Below are 16516 nucleotides of genomic sequence, written 5' to 3' on the forward strand. Positions count from 1 at the left end.
TTGAGTCCCCTGAAGGGCCGTCGAAGACTACGACGTTGATAGGTTGGGTGTGTAAGCGCTGTGAGGCGTTGAGCTAACCAATACTAATTGCCCGTGAGGCTTGACCATATAACACCCAAGCAATTTGCCTGCTCTTGGCTAAAAAGCCGAAAGAAGCATCAGATTGCGGTGTGTGAAGACGAAAGAACCGAAAGTTCGACGCTCACAAAACACCGATTTTTATCACATACCCAATTTGCTGAAGCGAGGCCAACCGGCCACGACTCAGTACCCGAATTTCTTGACGACCATAGAGCGTTGGAACCACCTGATCCCATCCCGAACTCAGCAGTGAAACGATGCATCGCCGATGGTAGTGTGGGGTTTCCCCATGTGAGAGTAGGTCATCGTCAAGATTAAATTCCGAAACCCCTATCTGCGTATGCAGGTAGGGGTTTTGTTTTTGGCGTCCCTGTAGGCGCGAGCTTGCTCGCGATGGGCCTCAGTGCGAAATATCCCCTGACAGCCCGCATCAGGCTGTTGGACCTGTGTTGGATAGACGGCAGTCGCACCAGCTACCTAAACTGTCAGCAGATTTTTTGGATCGGGGCAGTGGATGAATCGCAATGAACTTCGCAAGGCGGATATCAACCTGATGGTGGTATTCGAAACGCTGATGCTCGAACGCAATGTCACTCGGGTGGCGGAGAAGCTGTTTCTCGGTCAGCCGACCATCAGTTCGGCGCTCAACCGCTTGCGTGCGATGTTCAATGATCCGCTGTTCATACGCGTTGGCCATCGCATGGAGCCGACGGCACGGGCCGAGGAGATCATCAGGCACCTGTCGCCGGCGCTGGATTCTTTGTCCGTGGCCTTGAGCCTGACCCATGATTTTGACCCGGCCAGCAGTACGATGTCGTTCCGCATCGGGTTGTCCGACGATGTCGAGTTCGGGCTGTTGCCGCCATTGCTGCGAGCGCTGCGCCAGGAAGCGCCCAACGTGGTGTTTGTGGTGCAGCATGTCGATTACTGGCGGATTCCCGACTTGCTGGCAGCCGGCGATATCACGGTGGGTATCAGCCAGACCCGTGGCTTGCCGGCCAATGCCAAGCGCAAGTTGTTGCGACACATCCAGCCCAGCATTTTGCGCGCCGATGCCTCTGATACACCGCTGACCCTCGATGAATATTGCGCGCGACCGCACGTGCTGGTGTCCCATACCGCCAACGTCAGTGGCTATGCCGACGAGTGGCTGGCGGATATCGGTCGCACACGCCAGGTGGTGCTTTCGGTGCCGCAGTACAGTGCATTGCCGGCCCTGCTTGCCGGCACCGACCTGATTGCCAGTCTGCCGGACTACACCGCTGCGGCGATGGCTGCATCGGGAATGCTGTTCAAGGAACCCTTTCCCTTCAAGACACCGACCCTGGATCTATCCATGGTCTGGCTCAGCCATGTCGATAGCGACCCTGCCGAGCGCTGGTTACGTTCGCGCCTGGAGGCGTTCATGAGTGAGCGTGCCGTATTGCCGCTGCCCGAATGAACAGGGTGGCGCTGTGTTATATGTACGACCTTTCCACCCCACTTACAGGAACCCACTCATGCCTCACCTGCACATGGAATACACCGCCAACCTGACTGATCTGAATGCCGAAGTGGCATTGATGCGGTTGAACAATACGCTGGTGGCTTCCGGTCAGTTTGCTGCCGAATTCGACATCAAGAGCCGTGCGATCAGGGTCGAGGCGTTCAAGGTCGGTACTGCATTGGCTGAACGGGCGTTCGTGCATGTGAAACTGGCACTGTTGAGTGGTCGTTCCGCACAGATCAAGAAACAGCTGTCTGAAAGCCTGCTGGCGGTGGTGCAGGACGTGTGTGAGTGGCCGAGCGGCGTTGAGGTCCAGTTGTGCGTGGAAATTCTCGACATCGATCGCGATTCCTACAGCAAGACCGCCATCAGCAACTGAGCATCAGGCCGTTTCCTGCTCGAAGCAGGCCTGGATCACTTGCGCTCGCAGCCAGGTGTTGGCGCTGTCCTGATCAACAGCCTGGTTCCACTGCATGTCGAGGGTGAAACCCGGCAAACCAGCGGGCGCTTCACAGTGATTGAAGGTGTCTGCATTGGCCAGTAGTCGCTGGATGCGCCGGGGCAGGGTCAGAACATAGTCGGTGCCGGTAATCAGCTTCAGCGCTGCGCTGTAGCTGTTGGCGCGTGCGACGATATGGCGCTGTTGTGCCTGCTGCGCAAGCCAGCCGTCGACCATGTTGGTGGCGGACGTCCAGGGTGTCGGGAACACGTGTCGACGTTCGACATAGGTTTGCAGGCTCAAGCGTGGTACTGCCGGCGTGGCGCGTTTGTCGAAAACACACACCAGGTCATCTTCGAGCAGCGTCTGCGATTTGAAATCGACGTGACTGCGATGAAAGTTCGGGCCGAAGCACATCACCAGGTCGAGGCTGCCTTCGCGCAACGCTTGGGCAGGGATATCGGCCTGGAGTTTGAACACATTGACCATCACCGGAAGATCGGCGAGGTCGAAGGTTTTCAACAAGCGCGGCAGGATCAGTTGCTCGAAATACTCCGGGGCGCAGATGTTGAAGGTCACGGGTTGCAGGCCTGGGTCGAACGTGGGTAAGCCGGCGTGACACAGGTTGATGCTTTCGAGGATTTTCAGCACGTGAGGGTACATCGCGCTGGCCTTGCCGGTGGGCTGCATGCCGCCGGTGCGAGTATTGATGAACAGTTCGTCCTCGAAACTGGTGCGCAATTTCTTCAGGCAGTAACTCACGGTGGACTGGCTGACGCAAAGCGTCTCGGATACGTCGGTGACACTGTTCTGCTCATGCACGGCGACGAATACCATGAGGTCCTGCATGTCGAGCTTTCTAAGCGAATTACTGTTCAGCATCCATTCCATCTCGCTGCGTCCCTTGCGCTGACCGTGTGCAAGGGGGGTGAATTATCCTAGCGGAATGGGCGAGCAGGGAGAATGCCTTGCAGGACGTTTCGCCCAAGGCCGTGTCAGCCCTGGACCATCGCCGACACGGCGCGGCGGCTGGACATCAATAGCGCGAACCTGCCGAGGCCCACCAGCACCGCGCCGGTCATTTCCAGCGGCAGCGGCGTCTGGTGTCCCCATAGCCAGTGGAACAAGGTGATGAACAGCGTGCTCATATAGATGTAGGAAATCACCGAGGACGGCGCGATCACGCCGATGGCCCGGTGCAGCAGCCAGAACGTCGCCAGGGTGGCGAACACTGCCAGGTACATCAGCCAATAGAAGTCGTTGAGCGTTAGTAATGATGCCGAACGCCAACCGCCACTGAATCCACAGAACACCAGTAGAAACAGCGCACCGAACAGCATGTTCCAGAACGTCATGGACACCGGTCCGCGTCCCTTGAGGCTATTGGCTTTCAGACGCTGGCTGAGGGGGGCGTAGAGCGCCATCGCCAAGCAACCGATGCCGTACACCGTCAATGCATAGGGCGATGGCAACTCGCCGGGGCCGATGCCTTTCATGATCAACAACACTGCCCCGGCAGCGGCGAGCAGCATCGGCATAATCCGTTGTTTCAGACGGCTGTCAGGTGTGAGCACGGCTTCGAAACCCAAGGTCATCAGTGGCACCAGCGTGAACATCGTCCCGGTGTTGACGGCCGAGGTGTAGCGCAACGCTTCGAACAGCGAACCGAAGTACAACGCCAGCAGCAGGCCGAGCACCGCGTGACCAAACAGTGCGCGGGCGGTCATCACGGCATCGCCTTTGAGCAGCAACAACGGCAGAAACACCAAAGCGCAAAACAGCAGGCGTAAACCCGTCAGCAGGATCGGGTCGATGGCCTGACTGACTTGCGCCGCCGCGGAAAACGATGCGGCGATCAACAAGGCCCAAAGCAGCATGCTGGCGTGAGCGACGGCGAAAACGGTGGTTTTCATGACAGGCTCCGGGTCAATGGATGTGGCGGGCGTAGTGCCTTGGGTTGAAGCGCAAAACCATCAGCATCATCAGCGCCATGACCGCCGTGAGCGACCACCAGGCCCATTCAAAGCTGCCGAGCTGGTCGCGGATGATCCCCGCCAGCAGCGGCGACAGGCCGGCGATCAAGTAGCCGATGCCTTGCACGAATGCGGTCAGGCCGCCAGCACGCAATGGATTGTCCAGGTGATCCAGCGATACGATCAGGCTCATCGGAAACAGGCCGCCAATGCCCAGCCCCAGCAGGCATGGCCACAGCAGGCTCAAATGCCGTGGGCTCAGAATCAGTCCGCAGAAACCGGCGATGATCAGTGTCAGCAATACCATCAGCACGACGCGGCGGTCGCGGCTGCGATTGGCAATGACGGGCGTCAACAGACCCGACAACACTTCCATGGCGGTCAGAAACCCGAGCAGCAATCCGGCGTGTTGCTCGCTCCAGCCCTTTTCCACGTAGTAAGGCGCCAGCCAGGCCAGAACACAGGTGTAGGACGCAGTGCCCAGGCCAAAGAAAATCGCGAGTAACCACGCGCGGGAATTGGCAAAGTACGAACCTTTGCCGGATGCCCTCGAATCCAGTGTTGGCATCCCCGCGCTTTGGCTGCGCCAGAAGAGCAATGCCAGCACGGCGAGAACGGCCCAGATCGCCAGGCCCATACGCCAGCTGCCGGTACGTTCCATGACCAGCGGCGCAAAGGAGGCACCCATGGCCGCACCGCCCATGATCGATGTGACGTAGAGCCCCATGCACAGGGCTACGTGGTCGCTGAAGCGGGATTTGATCAACGCTGGCATCAGGGCCTGGATCAGGGCGATCCCGACACCGGCCAGCACCGCGCTGAGGAGCAACTGCGCGGCTGAATCAAGGAACAACCGCGAAAGCGTGGCCACGCCGATGATCAGCAACGAGAAGACTACCGTGCGTTGATCGCCGAATCGCTGACTGACGCGCAGGCCGACAAACATCGCCAGCCCCATGGCCGTCACCGGTAACATTGTCAGCAGTGAAGCCTGGCTGAAGCTCAGCGCAATGTCGTCGCGAATCGCTGAGAGCAGCGGCCCGACAGCGGCCATGGAAGGGCGCAGGTTCAGGGCAACCAGGACAATGCTGAACATGAGCCAGAGGGCAGGGCGGGAAGTGGCTCGGGTGTTTTCCATGATCGGACCTTGATGAATAGGCGGGCGATTAAGGCGCGCGAGCCCCGAAGGGCGCAAATCAGAAAGTCCGGGGTGGTATTTAGAAATCAAATACAGGCCTTCTCCCCACTGAAGGCAGCACAAAACAGCCAAATGTTTAGCCAAACGACATCCAAGGTTCTTCAAATCCTGATTTAACGACTTAAGCCATCGTGTGACGCTGCGGGTCATCTGTTTTCTGCGGTTCTCTCTATGGACGGTTGGCCAGTCGCAATCCACTGCAAGGCATCCAACGGCGTTCGAGCGTCGAGCCTTGGCCGTCGATTCACGCCTGCCACCGCGCCAAACCTCTCCGCACTTCCTTCTGAACTGGCTTTTTGGGCGCTGTGGCATTGCCGCCATGCGCGCCCGCCGGATTCCTGCTTTTTCCGCTGATTGTTCCTACCTGTTCCGCTTGATGGCGGGATTAAAGTGCGGGTGCTTTTGCGTACCCGTCTGACACGGAAAAAGAGAGTTCCCATGAGTTGTGCCACGACCTCGTTTGCCACCCGGCAAGAAGCCCTGACCTTTCTGGAGCAGAACCCGGATATTGAAATGTTCGAGCTGTTCATCCTCGACAACAACGGTGTGCCGCGGGGCAAGTTGCTGCATCGTGACGAGTTGCTGGCGGTGTATGAAAGCGGGCGACCATTGCCGAGCACCATCCTCGGCCTGACCATCAACGGTGATGACGTGGAAAACTCCGGGCTGGTCTGGGATGTCGGTGATATCGACTGCCGGGCCTACCCGATCAGCGGCAGCCTCACGCGTATGCCGTGGCGTCTGATACCGACCGCGGCCGTGCAGGTCAGCATGCACCCAACGGAGGGAATGCCCGCCACTATTGCCGATCCCCGTCATTTGCTGGCGAAAGTCATCGAGGGTTTGCAGGCCGACGGTTATTACCCGGTCATGGCGGCGGAATTGGAGTTCTACCTGCTGGATCAGCAACGCGACAGCAATGGCCGGCCGCAACCGGCACGGGATGTCGATGGCGGGCGTCCGTACGGCACCCAGGTCTATGGTTTACGCGAGCTTGAACAGATCGAGCCGTTCCTGGCCGATCTCTACAGTGCCTGCAAACTCCAGGGGATTCCGGCGCGCACGGCCATTTCCGAATACGCGCCGGGGCAAGTGGAGATCACCCTCGAACACCGCACCGACGCACTACAGGCGATGGATGAAGCGGTGCGCTACAAGCGTCTGGTCAAAGGCGTGGCGCACAAGCACGGCATGACAGCCTGTTTCATGGCCAAGCCTTTCGATGACCTCGCCGGCACCGGGATGCACATGCACGTGAGCCTGGCGGACAAGGACGGCAACAACCTCTTCGCCAGCGAAGCTGCGGATGGAACGCCGCTGCTCAAGCAGGCCGTCGCCGGCATGCTCAGTACCTTGCTCGATTCGCTGTTGCTGTTCTGCCCCAACGCCAACTCCTACCGTCGATTCCAGGCCAACAGCTATGCGCCCCTGGCGGCCACCTGGGGCGTAGACAATCGCACCGTGAGTTTGCGTGTCCCAGGTGGGCCTGCGTATTCCCGGCACATCGAGCATCGAATTTGTGGCGCAGATGCCAACCCCTATCTGGCGGCTGCGGCGATTCTGGCCGGTATTCATCGCGGCATCCGCGAACAACTCGATCCTGGTGCGCCGGTGGAAGGCAATGGCTACGCCCAGGCCACGAAACTGTTGCCGACAGACTGGCTGACCACCTTGCGATCACTGGAAGGTTCGAGTTGGGCCAGGGAAGCCTTCGGCGGTGAATTCCTCGGCGTCTATCTGGCGGTGAAACGCGCTGAGTATCGTCAATTCATGGGGGAGGTCGGTGAACAGGACTGGCGCTGGTATTTGCATCAGGCTTGAGTCGAATCTGAATCGGGGCTGAACCATTCTCAAATAGTCTGAAAGTGTCAGGCGGACTTAATAAGCCAACTAATTGTTGGCTTATTTTTCACAAAAAATTGATTGTTGGCTACCTAAAATTACAGCTGTCTCGGTAAATGAAATTTTCACATTTGCCGGAGATACTTACTTTCAGGATCCGCCAAATATCATGCTTAAGATTAAAGCCGTGCGCCCTGAATGGGTGACACTGATTGCCAGCACGTTTTTGTTAGTCGGCTTCAATTACGTACTTTGGCAACACCTGTTCGAAATCACCGCATCCGATGGCAAAGGCATCGTCATGCGCGCGGCTTTCGGGGTGATGATCTTCGCGGCCTTCAACATTGTGCTGACCCTGCTGGCATTCCGGCCAGTGCTCAAGCCGCTCCTGACCCTGCTGTTCATGACCAGCGCGGGCGTGGTTTATTTCATGAGCCAGTATGGTGTTTTGATCGATACCGGCATGTTGCGTAACTTCGCCGAGACAAATGCAACGGAAGTGCGTGACTTACTATCGCTCAAGTTGTTTGTTTATATTTTACTGCTCGGCGTTTTGCCGTCCTGGCTGTTGTGGAGGACACCGATTAATTATCGTCGTTGGCACCGTGAACTGCTCAGTAAGGTTTTGGTGACTTTTGCCTCGGCAGCAGTCATTGGTGGAGTTGCACTGGTTAACTATCAAGGCCTGTCTTCGCTGTTTCGCAATCACCACGAGTTACGCCTGATGGTGGTGCCAAGTAACTACATTGGTGCCTCGGCTGGCTTCTTGCGCGAGCAGGTTGCGTCTGCACATCAACCTTTTGTGAAGCTCGGTGAAGATGCCCGGCGCAATCCAGCCTGGCAAACTCACGGGCGCAAATCCCTGACGGTACTTGTCGTGGGTGAAAGTGCCCGGGCGGAGAACTTCGGCATCCTTGGCTATAGCCGCGACACCACTCCGAAGCTGAGTAAGGAAGATGGCCTGATCGCTTTCACCGATGTGCACTCCTGCGGTACTGAAACCGCCGTATCGGTGCCTTGCATGTTCTCCAACATGGGGCGCAAGGACTACAACGCCGGCAAGGCAAAGAACGAAGAAGGCCTGTTGGACGTGCTCAAGCATGCGGGTATCGACGTGATCTGGCGTGACAACCAGTCAGGCTGCAAAGGTACGTGCGATCGCGTCACCCTTCAGGACGTCAGCAATCTGAAGGACCCGGCGCTGTGCGCCAACAGTGAATGCCGCGATGAAATCCTGCTGCAAGGGCTGCAGCATTTCATCGATACCCTGGACAAGGACACGGTATTGGTATTGCACCAGATGGGCAGCCACGGTCCTGAGTACTTCAAGCGTTATCCGAAAGAGTTCGAGCGCTTCACCCCGGTTTGCGAGAGTAATGCCCTGAACAATTGCAGCCGCGAAAGTATCGTCAATGGCTACGACAACACCCTGGTCTATACCGACCATGTACTGTCGACCTTGATCGATCTGCTGCGCAGCAACCAGGACAAAGTGGATACCGCGATGCTGTATCTGTCGGATCACGGCGAGTCCCTGGGTGAATACAACTTGTTCCTCCACGGCACGCCCTACATGCTGGCACCGGAGCAGCAAAAGCATGTCGCCATGTTTGCCTGGTTCTCCGACAGCTATAAAAAGTCGTTTGCGTTAGATACCCGCTGCTTGCAACAGAGCCGTGAAAAGTCCCTCAGCCAGGACAACCTGTTCCATTCGATGCTTGGGCTGCTGGAGGTCGACAGCAAGGTCTACCACCAGGATCTGGACATGTTTGCCGGATGTCGTGGTCCAGTGACAGACGGCGTGTTGGCCAAGGATTGATCGCCTCTGACTCTGTTTCACGCGGCGGCCGTCGACCTGGTTTTTGATCGGTGTTGGCCTAACACGGTGATTCTCGCGACGGTTCCAGGTGCTGGGTAAGACCAGCTAGCTCGGCTTTGTAGGACTATTCTTTATGTCACGCAGTAATTTTCGCTAATGCTCTTGTTCAGTGGATGCGCGGAAATCGCCGGGGGCGATATATACTGCGCGCCATTCTTCAAGGGAGAGCCGTGTGGCCATCGATATTCACTGGATTCGCGACAACGATAGCCTCGGACGGTTGTGTGCCGAGTGGCAACAGTTGCCATTCGTTGCCCTCGACACCGAATTCATGCGGGTCGACACCTTCTACCCAATCGCCGGCCTGCTGCAGATCGGTGATGGCGTTCGCGCCTATCTGATCGACCCGCTGACCATCGACAACTGGCAGCCATTGGCCGCTTTGCTGGAAAACCCTGCGGTGGTCAAAGTTGTCCACGCGTGCAGCGAAGACCTCGAAGTCCTGCTACGCCTGACCGGCAGCCTGCCGGCGCCACTGTTTGATACGCAACTGGCTGCCGCTTACCTGAACCTTGGTTTTTCCATGGGCTATTCGCGGCTGGTGCAGGAAGTGCTCGGCATCGACCTGCCCAAGGGGGAAACCCGTTCCGACTGGCTGCAACGCCCGCTTTCCGAAACCCAGATCAGCTATGCCGCCGAAGATGCCGTGCATTTGGCTGAAGTTTTCGTAAAACTGCGTCCAAAGCTTTCCGACGAGAAATACGCCTGGGTCCTGGAGGATGGCGCCGAACTGGTGGCCAACCTGCGCCGCGAGATCGATCCGTACGAGGTCTATCGCGATGCCAAGCTGGCCTGGAAGCTGTCTCGCGCCCAACTTGCCGTTTTGCGTGAGCTCTGCGCCTGGCGTGAAAAGGAAGCCCGGGCCCGCGACCTGCCGCGCAACCGGATCATCCGCGAGCATTCGTTGTGGCCACTGGCGCGTACGCAACCGGATAACCTCGGCGCGCTGGCGAAAATCGAAGACATGCACCCACGTACCGTGCGTCAGGACGGCGAGTTTCTGCTTGATCTGATCAAGCGCTCTGGCAGTGTGTCGCCTGATCAGTGGCCGCCAGCCGTGCCGGAGCCGTTGCCGGTGGATGCTGCTGCGCTGCTCAAACAAATGAAGGCCATAGGCCAGGCCGAAGCCGAGCGCCTGAACATCGCGCCGGAACTGATGCTGCGCAAGAAAACCCTGGAAGCGCTGCTCAAGAGCGGCTTCCCCAATGGTCCCTACCAATTGCCTGATTCGCTGCGTGGCTGGCGCCGCGAATTGATGGGCCAGGCGCTGCTCGACAGCCTGGCCACCGCCGGAGAACAGCCTTGAAACGTATTTGCTCCATCTACCGCAGCTCGAAAAGAAACGAAATGTACCTGTATGTGCTCAAGAGCGATGCTCTGGAGCGCGTGCCGGATACCCTGATGGCAGCCTTCGGCAAGGCCATCCACGCGTTCGACCTGGTGCTGAGCCCCGAGCGCAAGCTGTCGCGCGAGGACATCACGGTCGTGCTGGAAAACCTCGAGAAACAGGGTTATCACCTGCAAATGCCGCCTGCCGAAGACGAGTACATCGAGCACTTGCCGGAAGAATTGTTGCGTCGCAACGATCCGATGTGAGCGGCAGACAGACTCTGTTCAGAGTGGTTATGAAACACTGATTGATTTTAGCGATGGCAGCATCGACGGAGCACTGCTCTGTCGGCGGCCGTCTGCACTGTTTTTGAAAGGTTTGAAGCATGCGCGTCCTGATTGCTGAACACGACCACCCCGTGTACGCCCAACTGTTGCGCGAGGCGGCACCGGACCTGGAGGTACTGACCAGCGGTGATTCCGCCGAACTGGCCAGCCAGGCCGCCGATTGCCCGGTGTGGCTCGGCCAGCCTGATTTGCTGGCGACCCTGTTACGCCAGGGTCATCAACCGCAATGGCTGCAATCGACCTGGGCCGGCATCACGCCGCTGCTGGCCGATGGCTTGCCGCGGCACTATCGGCTGACCCGTGCAGTCGGAATCTTTGGCCAGGTCATGGCCGAGTACGTGCTCACGTACATGCTCGGTCACGAGCGTGAAGTGCTGGCGCGACTGGTCAGCCAGGTCGAGCGCAAGTGGGACAGTCGCCAGGTCCAGAGCCTGGCGGGGCGCAGGGTGTTGATCGTCGGCACCGGTGATATCGGTCAAAGTGTCGCGCAGTTCCTCGTGCCGTTTGGCGTCGAACTGTATGGCGTTGCCAGCAGCGCACGGGAGCAGGCACCGTTTATCGAAGTTGGTTCGATGGCGGATTTGCCGCGGCTGGTCGGTGAAGTCGATTACGTGGTCAATCTGCTGCCGAACACGCCGGACACCCACGATGTCTACGACACGGCGCTGTTCAAGCAATTCAAGCCGACCGGGTTGTTCATCAACGCCGGGCGCGGAGTGGCGGTGGTCGATGCGGATCTGGTGGATGCCTTGAAGGAAGGGCATCTGGCGGGTGCAGTGATCGATGTGTGCCGTCAGGAACCCTTGCCCCAGCGTCATCCGTTCTGGACGGCCTGGGGCCTGCTGCTGACCGGCCACAGCTCGGCACCGACTTCGCCTTCGATGATGGTGAAGCTGTTTGTCGAGAACCTGCGGGCTTATGAGGCGGGAGAGGCGTTGCGCGGGGAAGTGGATTTCGATCGCGGGTATTGAACACACCCTCAAAAACTGTGGGAGCGAGCTTGCTCGCGATGAGGCTGGTACATTCAACATCAATATTGACTGTCCTACCGCTATCGCGAGCAAGCTCGCTCCCACAGGGATTTTCAGTATGGCTCAGAGGGTGAAGTCACCTTCAGCCGCCAGTTCGCTCAACGGACGACGCGGGCTGGGTTCTTCACGGGCTTGCAGATAATCCGTCAGGCTCGCCTTGTCCCCCAGCTTGCCCACCGCGACGGCGGCGTGCAGGGCGTAGCCTTCAGGAATGTTCAGCGCCTTGCGGGTCAGCTCCTGGTCGAAGCCGGCCATGCCGTGGGTGTGCCAGCCGCTCAGGCTCGCCTGCAAGGCCAGGTGGCCCCAGGCGGAACCGGTGTCGAAGGTGTGCCACAGGGCCGGGGTTTCTTCGGCGGCGCCAGGCACGGCGAAGGTGGTTTTCGAAATCACGATCACCAGGGCCGAAGCATGTTGCGCCCAGCTGCGGTTGAATTCGTTCAGCAGGCCCAGGTAACGCTCCCAGTTCGGCGTGTCGCGACGTGCGTAGAGAAAGCGCCAGGGTTGCGAGTTGTAGGCCGAGGGTGCCCAGCGGGCGGCTTCGAAGAAGCTCAGCAGGGTTTCCTCCGGAATCGTTTCGCCAGTGAAGGCGCGGGGCGACCAGCGATCGGTGAACTGAGGGTGAATGGCGTAATCGGCAACGCGTGGGTTGGCACTCATCAAGAGATTCCTGGCTACGTTTAAAAGTGGGAGCAACACAAAACCCTACTTGGCAGCGCAAAAACTGACAAGCCCGGTGTACCGACAGTCGCCAATGCTTGGCCCGCGGAGCTGCGGGCACTAGACTGGCGGCCTTTTCACCACCTGATGTCGATACTCGAACCATGGCCGCCAAAGTAGAACCGTTCTGGATACGCAAGACCCTTGATCAACTCGATCAGGAGGAATGGGAGTCGCTGTGCGACGGCTGTGGATTGTGCTGCCTGCAAAAGCTTGAAGACGAAGACGACAACAGCGTCTATTACACACGCATCGCCTGCAAGTTGCTGGACCTGAAAACCTGCCAGTGCACGGACTATCCCAACCGCCGTGACTCGGTGCCGGACTGTATCCAGCTCACGCCAGGCAAGGCCGACGAATTCAAATGGCTGCCACCGACCTGCGGCTATCGCCTGGTCAGCGAAGGCAAGGACCTGCCGTTGTGGCATCACCTGGTGTGCGGTGATCGCGATGCCGTTCATCACGAGCGGATTTCCCAGTCCGGGCGCATGCTCGCCGAAGGCAGCGTGCCGGAAGATGATTGGGAAGATCATCTGATTTTCCGCGCAGGCTGATTGCCTGAGGTTCAACGTTTCACGAGGGAGTGTGTATGGCTGTGGGATGGCGGCAGGCGTGGATCCTTGGATTACTGGCCGTGAATTCGCCGGCATGGGCTGCGAACAAGGTCAATCTGGATTATCACGTGCGCCTGTTGCCGCAGAGCGATCAGGCCGAAGTGCGCCTGACGCTCGCCCAGGGCTCGGCGGTACGCAGCCTGGATTTCGATCTTGGCGACGGCAGCCATTACAGCGATTTCAAGGCTGACGGCCAATGGCAACTGACCCCCGGCAAAGCGGCGCGCGGTGTCTGGCGTCCGGCTGCGGACAAGGCCAGCCTGACCTACCGCGTGAGTATCAGCCACGGGCGCAAGAGCGGCAGCTTCGACACGCGCATGACGCCAGGCTGGGCGTTGATGCGCGGCGACAATCTGGTGCCGGCTGCCAGACTCGATCAACAGGACGGCATCGAACTGGTTTCACGTCTTGAGTTCGAGCTGCCCGGTGGCTGGAAAAGCGTTGAAACCGCTTGGCCACGAATCGGCCCGAATAAATTCCGTATCGATAACCCTTCCCGACTGTTCGACCGGCCTACCGGCTGGATGCTCGCAGGTGAGCTCGGCAGTCGCCGCACTCGTCTGGGCGAGACCGAAGTCACAGTCGCCTCACCGCTGGGGCAGGGCATGCGCCGTATGGATGTGCTGACGCTGCTGACCTTCGTCTGGCCGCAAGTGCAGGCGCTGTATCCGCGACACCCGGGCAAACTGCTGATCGTCGGGGCCAATGATCCAATGTGGCGCGGCAGCCAGTCGGCGCACGAGTCGATCTACCTCAACAGTCGTCTGCCGGTGGTCAGCGAAAGCGGCACCAGTGCCCTGGTCCGTGAGTTGGCCCTGGTGTTCGGGCGTGTCAAAGGCACCCGGCGCAGTGACTGGATCAGTGAGGGCTTTGCTGAGTATTACGCCATCGAACTGGTGCGCCGGGCTGGCGGCATGAGCGATGAACGCTACGAGAGCCTGCATCGCAAATTGGTCAAGATCAGCCAGAAAGTCACCACGCTGCGCGGTGAGCGGATCAGCTCGACGCAGGTGGCCAGGGCGGTGGTGTTGCTGCAGGAACTGGACCGCGAGATTCGCCTGAAAACCCACAACAAGCGTTCGCTCGATGATGTGCTGCGCGGGGCGATGCGGCTGGATAACGTTGATACCAAGGACTTTGTGCAGCTGTCGGAGAGTGTTATTGGCGACTCTTCCAAAGTCCTTGATACCGGTTTACTTCAGTGAGTCCGTCATCGCGAGCAAGCTCGCTCCCACAGTGATTGGGGGTGAACACAAATGTTTTGAGCGCCACATAACCCTGTGGGAGCGAGCTTGCTCGCGATGAGGCCAGTGGCTTCAGCGCAAATCCCGATTCAAACCCCGGCTTTCGGCGACTTCAAGGAATCATTGCCGGTAACGGTTGCGGTTTTGGTCGCCGCCTCGGCATTGGCCTTCAGCGTCTTCAACTCTTCACCCGCCCGCTGAATTTTCGCCCGCACGTTGTTCATGTCCTGACGGCTTTTCTCCAGCAGGCTTTTCGCCGAGCTGTGGCCGGTAATTCCACGCGCCAGGGCCACGCCGCCGATGGCCACCTGGATCAGGCCAAAGATCCCGCCACGCCGCAGTCCCTTGCCCACCATCACCACGCCACCGGCCAGGGAGCCAATGCGTTCCCAACCCTGCACGTTTTGCTCGGAAGGGCTCTGGAACGGGGTGGATTCGATACGCTCGACGGGTTTGAGTTCGCTCATGGTCTGTCTCCAGGCTTCAGTGATCGATAGTCAAACTGACAGCCTGGGCGGGCAGCTCGTTCAATCGGATGTGTGGCGATTCAGCGGAATTTTGGCCCGGAGCGGGTATTGAGACCCTTGGACATGCGGTCGTAGAGCACGACGTTGACCGTGGCGGCCAGGTTCATGCAACCGGTGGTCGGAATGTAGACCACGTCTTCGCACCAGTCGCGAATCTCTTTATCCAGCGATCCGTCTTCCGGGCCGAAGATGTAGAGCGCGCGATCCGGGTGGGTGTATTCCGGCAACGGGCGGGCGCCCTCGACCAGTTCCACGGCGACGGGCACACAATTGAGGGGCAGGATTTTCTTCAGGTCGTCGATGCCGATCAGCGGGATGTCGTAGTGCACGCGCTTGGTATCGGTGACGAAGTCGGCGGCGCGCTCATAGCGCTTGCCGGTGTAGAACACTGACGCCACGCCATAACAGCCAGCGGCGCGCATCACCGAACCGACGTTCTCCGGTGATTTGGGGTTATACAAACCAATGCAGCTGTACCGTTTGTCTGCCACGAGCGGGGTGCCTTTCGGGAAAAAAGCGGGATTATACGGGGATTGGGCGGCAGCGGTCAGTTTGGAGATTGGCGGTGGCAGGGCTATTGCCATCGCGAGCAAGCTCGCTCCCACATTTGATCTGTGTCGTTCACAAAGTCAACTGTAGGAGCGAGCTTGCTCGCGATGAGGCCGGATCAGGCGCTGAAAATCTTCAGTCTTCTTTCTTCATCAACCCCGCCAACGCCGCAAACGGGTTGTGCGTGGCCTTGGCGATTTTCGGCGTGCTCAGCGAGCCTTCGTCGAAATACTGCTGGTCGGTATACCGCGAGTGTTCGTTATCGTGGCAGTACAGGCACAACAACTCCCAGTTCGAGCCGTCCTGCGGGTTGTTGTCGTGGTTGTGGTCGCGGTGATGCACGGTCAGTTCGCTCAGGCGCTTGCCGGAGAACTCACGGGCGCAGCGGCCACAGACGTGCGGGTACATCTTCAGGGCCTTGTCGCGGTAGCCCATTTCCTTGTCGCGCTGGTTGTCGGCGAGGATGCGATCCAGCTTCGAAGTGTTGGTCGGGGTGGACGAACTCATGGGTTCACCTTTGTAGAAAGACTAATGACGGTTATAGGGTGAAGTTTAGCCTAGCCCTTGAGCTTCTCGGCAATCCAGATGGTGTGGCGGGTGCCCTTGTTGCCGTGGGCGAAGACCTGCACTTCCTCGGCCTTGAAACCCGCCTTCTTCAGTTTGTCGGAAAACTGCCGGTCAGCGCTGGCCGACCAGACGGCCAACACGCCTTTTGGTCTCAGGGCCTTGGCGCAGGCACTGAGGCCTGCGGCGGAGTAGAGCCAGCTGTTGGCTTTCTGGGTCAGGCCTTCGGGACCGTTGTCGACGTCGAGCATGATGGCATCGAAACCCTGGGGTTCGGCCTGCAGGACTTTGGCCACGTCTTCCATGCGAATCACGGTCCGCGGGTCTTGAAGCGGGTTTCCGGCTTTCTCGCCGAGTGGCCCGCGATTCCACTCCACAACGCCAGGCACTAATTCAGCGACCACCACTTCGGCAGTCTTGCCCAGGTGCCTGAGCGCCGAAGCGAGGGTGAAACCCATGCCCAGGCCGCCGATGAGCACCCGTGAACCCGGTCGGCCGGCGACCTTGCGACACGGGATCTCGGCCAGGGCATCTTCGGAGCCGTGCATGCGCGTGTTCATCAATTGTCCGCCGTCGCCGCCCTGGATCTTGATGACAAAATCCTCGCCGTATTCGAACAGGCACAGGGCGCCGCCGTTTTCAGGGATGGGGGTGGTGTCCAGCAGAACGAAACGTTTCATGGGGCTCACTTGAAG

The 16516-nt window shown here is 59.0% G+C and carries 17 protein-coding genes and 2 rRNA genes; 11 read left to right on the plus strand and 8 right to left on the minus strand.

All coding sequences use genetic code 11. The features are described 5' to 3' along the window. The 4 genes from PSJE_RS04560 to PSJE_RS04575 all read left to right on the plus strand — a co-directional run. Positions 1 to 108 (plus strand): 23S ribosomal RNA (locus PSJE_RS04560); the annotation flags it as partial. 171 nt (positions 109 to 279) lie between these two features. Next, positions 280 to 395, plus strand: a 5S ribosomal RNA gene (rrf, locus tag PSJE_RS04565). Between the two features lie 200 nt (positions 396 to 595). Continuing rightward, positions 596 to 1522 carry a LysR substrate-binding domain-containing protein gene (locus tag PSJE_RS04570; RefSeq protein ID WP_090453681.1) on the plus strand — a complete coding sequence of 309 codons (927 nt, stop codon included), beginning with the start codon at positions 596 to 598 and terminating at the stop codon, positions 1520 to 1522. Between the two features lie 58 nt (positions 1523 to 1580). Next, positions 1581 to 1946 (plus strand): 5-carboxymethyl-2-hydroxymuconate Delta-isomerase, encoded by a 366-nt coding sequence (locus tag PSJE_RS04575; RefSeq protein ID WP_090453683.1) that lies wholly within the window; start codon positions 1581 to 1583, stop codon positions 1944 to 1946. 3 nt (positions 1947 to 1949) lie between these two features. Here the strand turns inward: PSJE_RS04575 and PSJE_RS04580 are convergent, their stop codons facing one another. From PSJE_RS04580 to PSJE_RS04590, 3 genes are all read right to left on the minus strand, one after another. After that, the gene (locus PSJE_RS04580) at positions 1950 to 2888 is read right to left on the minus strand and encodes a LysR family transcriptional regulator (RefSeq protein WP_090457768.1); all 939 of its coding nucleotides are present in this window, start codon (positions 2886 to 2888) and stop codon (positions 1950 to 1952) included. A gap of 113 nt (positions 2889 to 3001) precedes the next feature. Continuing rightward, positions 3002 to 3919: a DMT family transporter gene (locus PSJE_RS04585; RefSeq protein WP_090453685.1), complete on the minus strand. Its 918-nt coding sequence runs from the start codon at positions 3917 to 3919 to the stop codon at positions 3002 to 3004. A 13-nt stretch (positions 3920 to 3932) separates the two neighbouring features. Next, the gene (locus PSJE_RS04590) at positions 3933 to 5117 is read right to left on the minus strand and encodes a cyanate transporter (protein WP_090453687.1); all 1185 of its coding nucleotides are present in this window, start codon (positions 5115 to 5117) and stop codon (positions 3933 to 3935) included. Positions 5118 to 5615: 498 nt separating this feature from the next. Here PSJE_RS04590 and PSJE_RS04600 point away from each other — a divergent pair, with 498 nt between their 5' ends. The 5 genes from PSJE_RS04600 (at position 5616) to PSJE_RS04620 (ending at position 11546) form a co-directional block, all read left to right on the plus strand. After that, positions 5616 to 6998, plus strand: coding sequence for a glutamine synthetase family protein (locus PSJE_RS04600; RefSeq protein WP_057716009.1), 1383 nt, complete (start codon positions 5616 to 5618; stop codon positions 6996 to 6998). A 190-nt stretch (positions 6999 to 7188) separates the two neighbouring features. Beyond that, positions 7189 to 8838, plus strand: coding sequence for a phosphoethanolamine transferase (locus PSJE_RS04605; RefSeq protein ID WP_090453689.1), 1650 nt, complete (start codon positions 7189 to 7191; stop codon positions 8836 to 8838). A gap of 232 nt (positions 8839 to 9070) precedes the next feature. Next, positions 9071 to 10204 (plus strand): ribonuclease D, encoded by a 1134-nt coding sequence (rnd, locus tag PSJE_RS04610; RefSeq protein ID WP_090453691.1) that lies wholly within the window; start codon positions 9071 to 9073, stop codon positions 10202 to 10204. Beyond that, entirely contained in the window at positions 10201 to 10494 is a 294-nt protein-coding gene (locus PSJE_RS04615; RefSeq protein WP_057716006.1) for a YcgL domain-containing protein, read from the plus strand. Before rnd ends, PSJE_RS04615 begins: the two co-directional genes overlap by 4 nt. A gap of 119 nt (positions 10495 to 10613) precedes the next feature. Beyond that, positions 10614 to 11546: a D-2-hydroxyacid dehydrogenase gene (locus PSJE_RS04620; protein WP_090453693.1), complete on the plus strand. Its 933-nt coding sequence runs from the start codon at positions 10614 to 10616 to the stop codon at positions 11544 to 11546. Between the two features lie 123 nt (positions 11547 to 11669). Here the strand turns inward: PSJE_RS04620 and PSJE_RS04625 are convergent, their stop codons facing one another. Then, the gene (locus PSJE_RS04625; protein WP_090453694.1) at positions 11670 to 12263 is read right to left on the minus strand and encodes a nitroreductase family protein; all 594 of its coding nucleotides are present in this window, start codon (positions 12261 to 12263) and stop codon (positions 11670 to 11672) included. Positions 12264 to 12427: 164 nt separating this feature from the next. Between PSJE_RS04625 and PSJE_RS04630 the strand changes: the two genes are divergently transcribed. After that, positions 12428 to 12877: a YcgN family cysteine cluster protein gene (locus PSJE_RS04630; protein WP_008015986.1), complete on the plus strand. Its 450-nt coding sequence runs from the start codon at positions 12428 to 12430 to the stop codon at positions 12875 to 12877. A gap of 35 nt (positions 12878 to 12912) precedes the next feature. Then, positions 12913 to 14142, plus strand: coding sequence for a hypothetical protein (locus PSJE_RS04635; RefSeq protein ID WP_090453695.1), 1230 nt, complete (start codon positions 12913 to 12915; stop codon positions 14140 to 14142). Positions 14143 to 14270: 128 nt separating this feature from the next. Here the strand turns inward: PSJE_RS04635 and PSJE_RS04640 are convergent, their stop codons facing one another. The 4 genes from PSJE_RS04640 to PSJE_RS04655 form a co-directional block, all read right to left on the minus strand. Next, a complete protein-coding gene (locus tag PSJE_RS04640; protein ID WP_057716002.1) occupies positions 14271 to 14648 on the minus strand; it encodes a YgaP family membrane protein in 378 nt (125 codons plus the stop codon). Between the two features lie 80 nt (positions 14649 to 14728). Beyond that, a complete protein-coding gene (locus PSJE_RS04645) occupies positions 14729 to 15199 on the minus strand; it encodes an RNA methyltransferase (RefSeq protein ID WP_007993783.1) in 471 nt (156 codons plus the stop codon). Between the two features lie 193 nt (positions 15200 to 15392). Then, entirely contained in the window at positions 15393 to 15764 is a 372-nt protein-coding gene (locus PSJE_RS04650; protein WP_007898702.1) for a YajD family HNH nuclease, read from the minus strand. Positions 15765 to 15814: 50 nt separating this feature from the next. Next, entirely contained in the window at positions 15815 to 16501 is a 687-nt protein-coding gene (locus tag PSJE_RS04655) for a spermidine synthase (RefSeq protein WP_057716001.1), read from the minus strand. Between the last annotated feature and the right edge of the window lie 15 nt (positions 16502 to 16516).

This window comes from Pseudomonas jessenii (assembly GCF_002236115.1).
Taxonomy (GTDB): Bacteria; Pseudomonadota; Gammaproteobacteria; order Pseudomonadales; family Pseudomonadaceae; genus Aquipseudomonas; species Aquipseudomonas jessenii.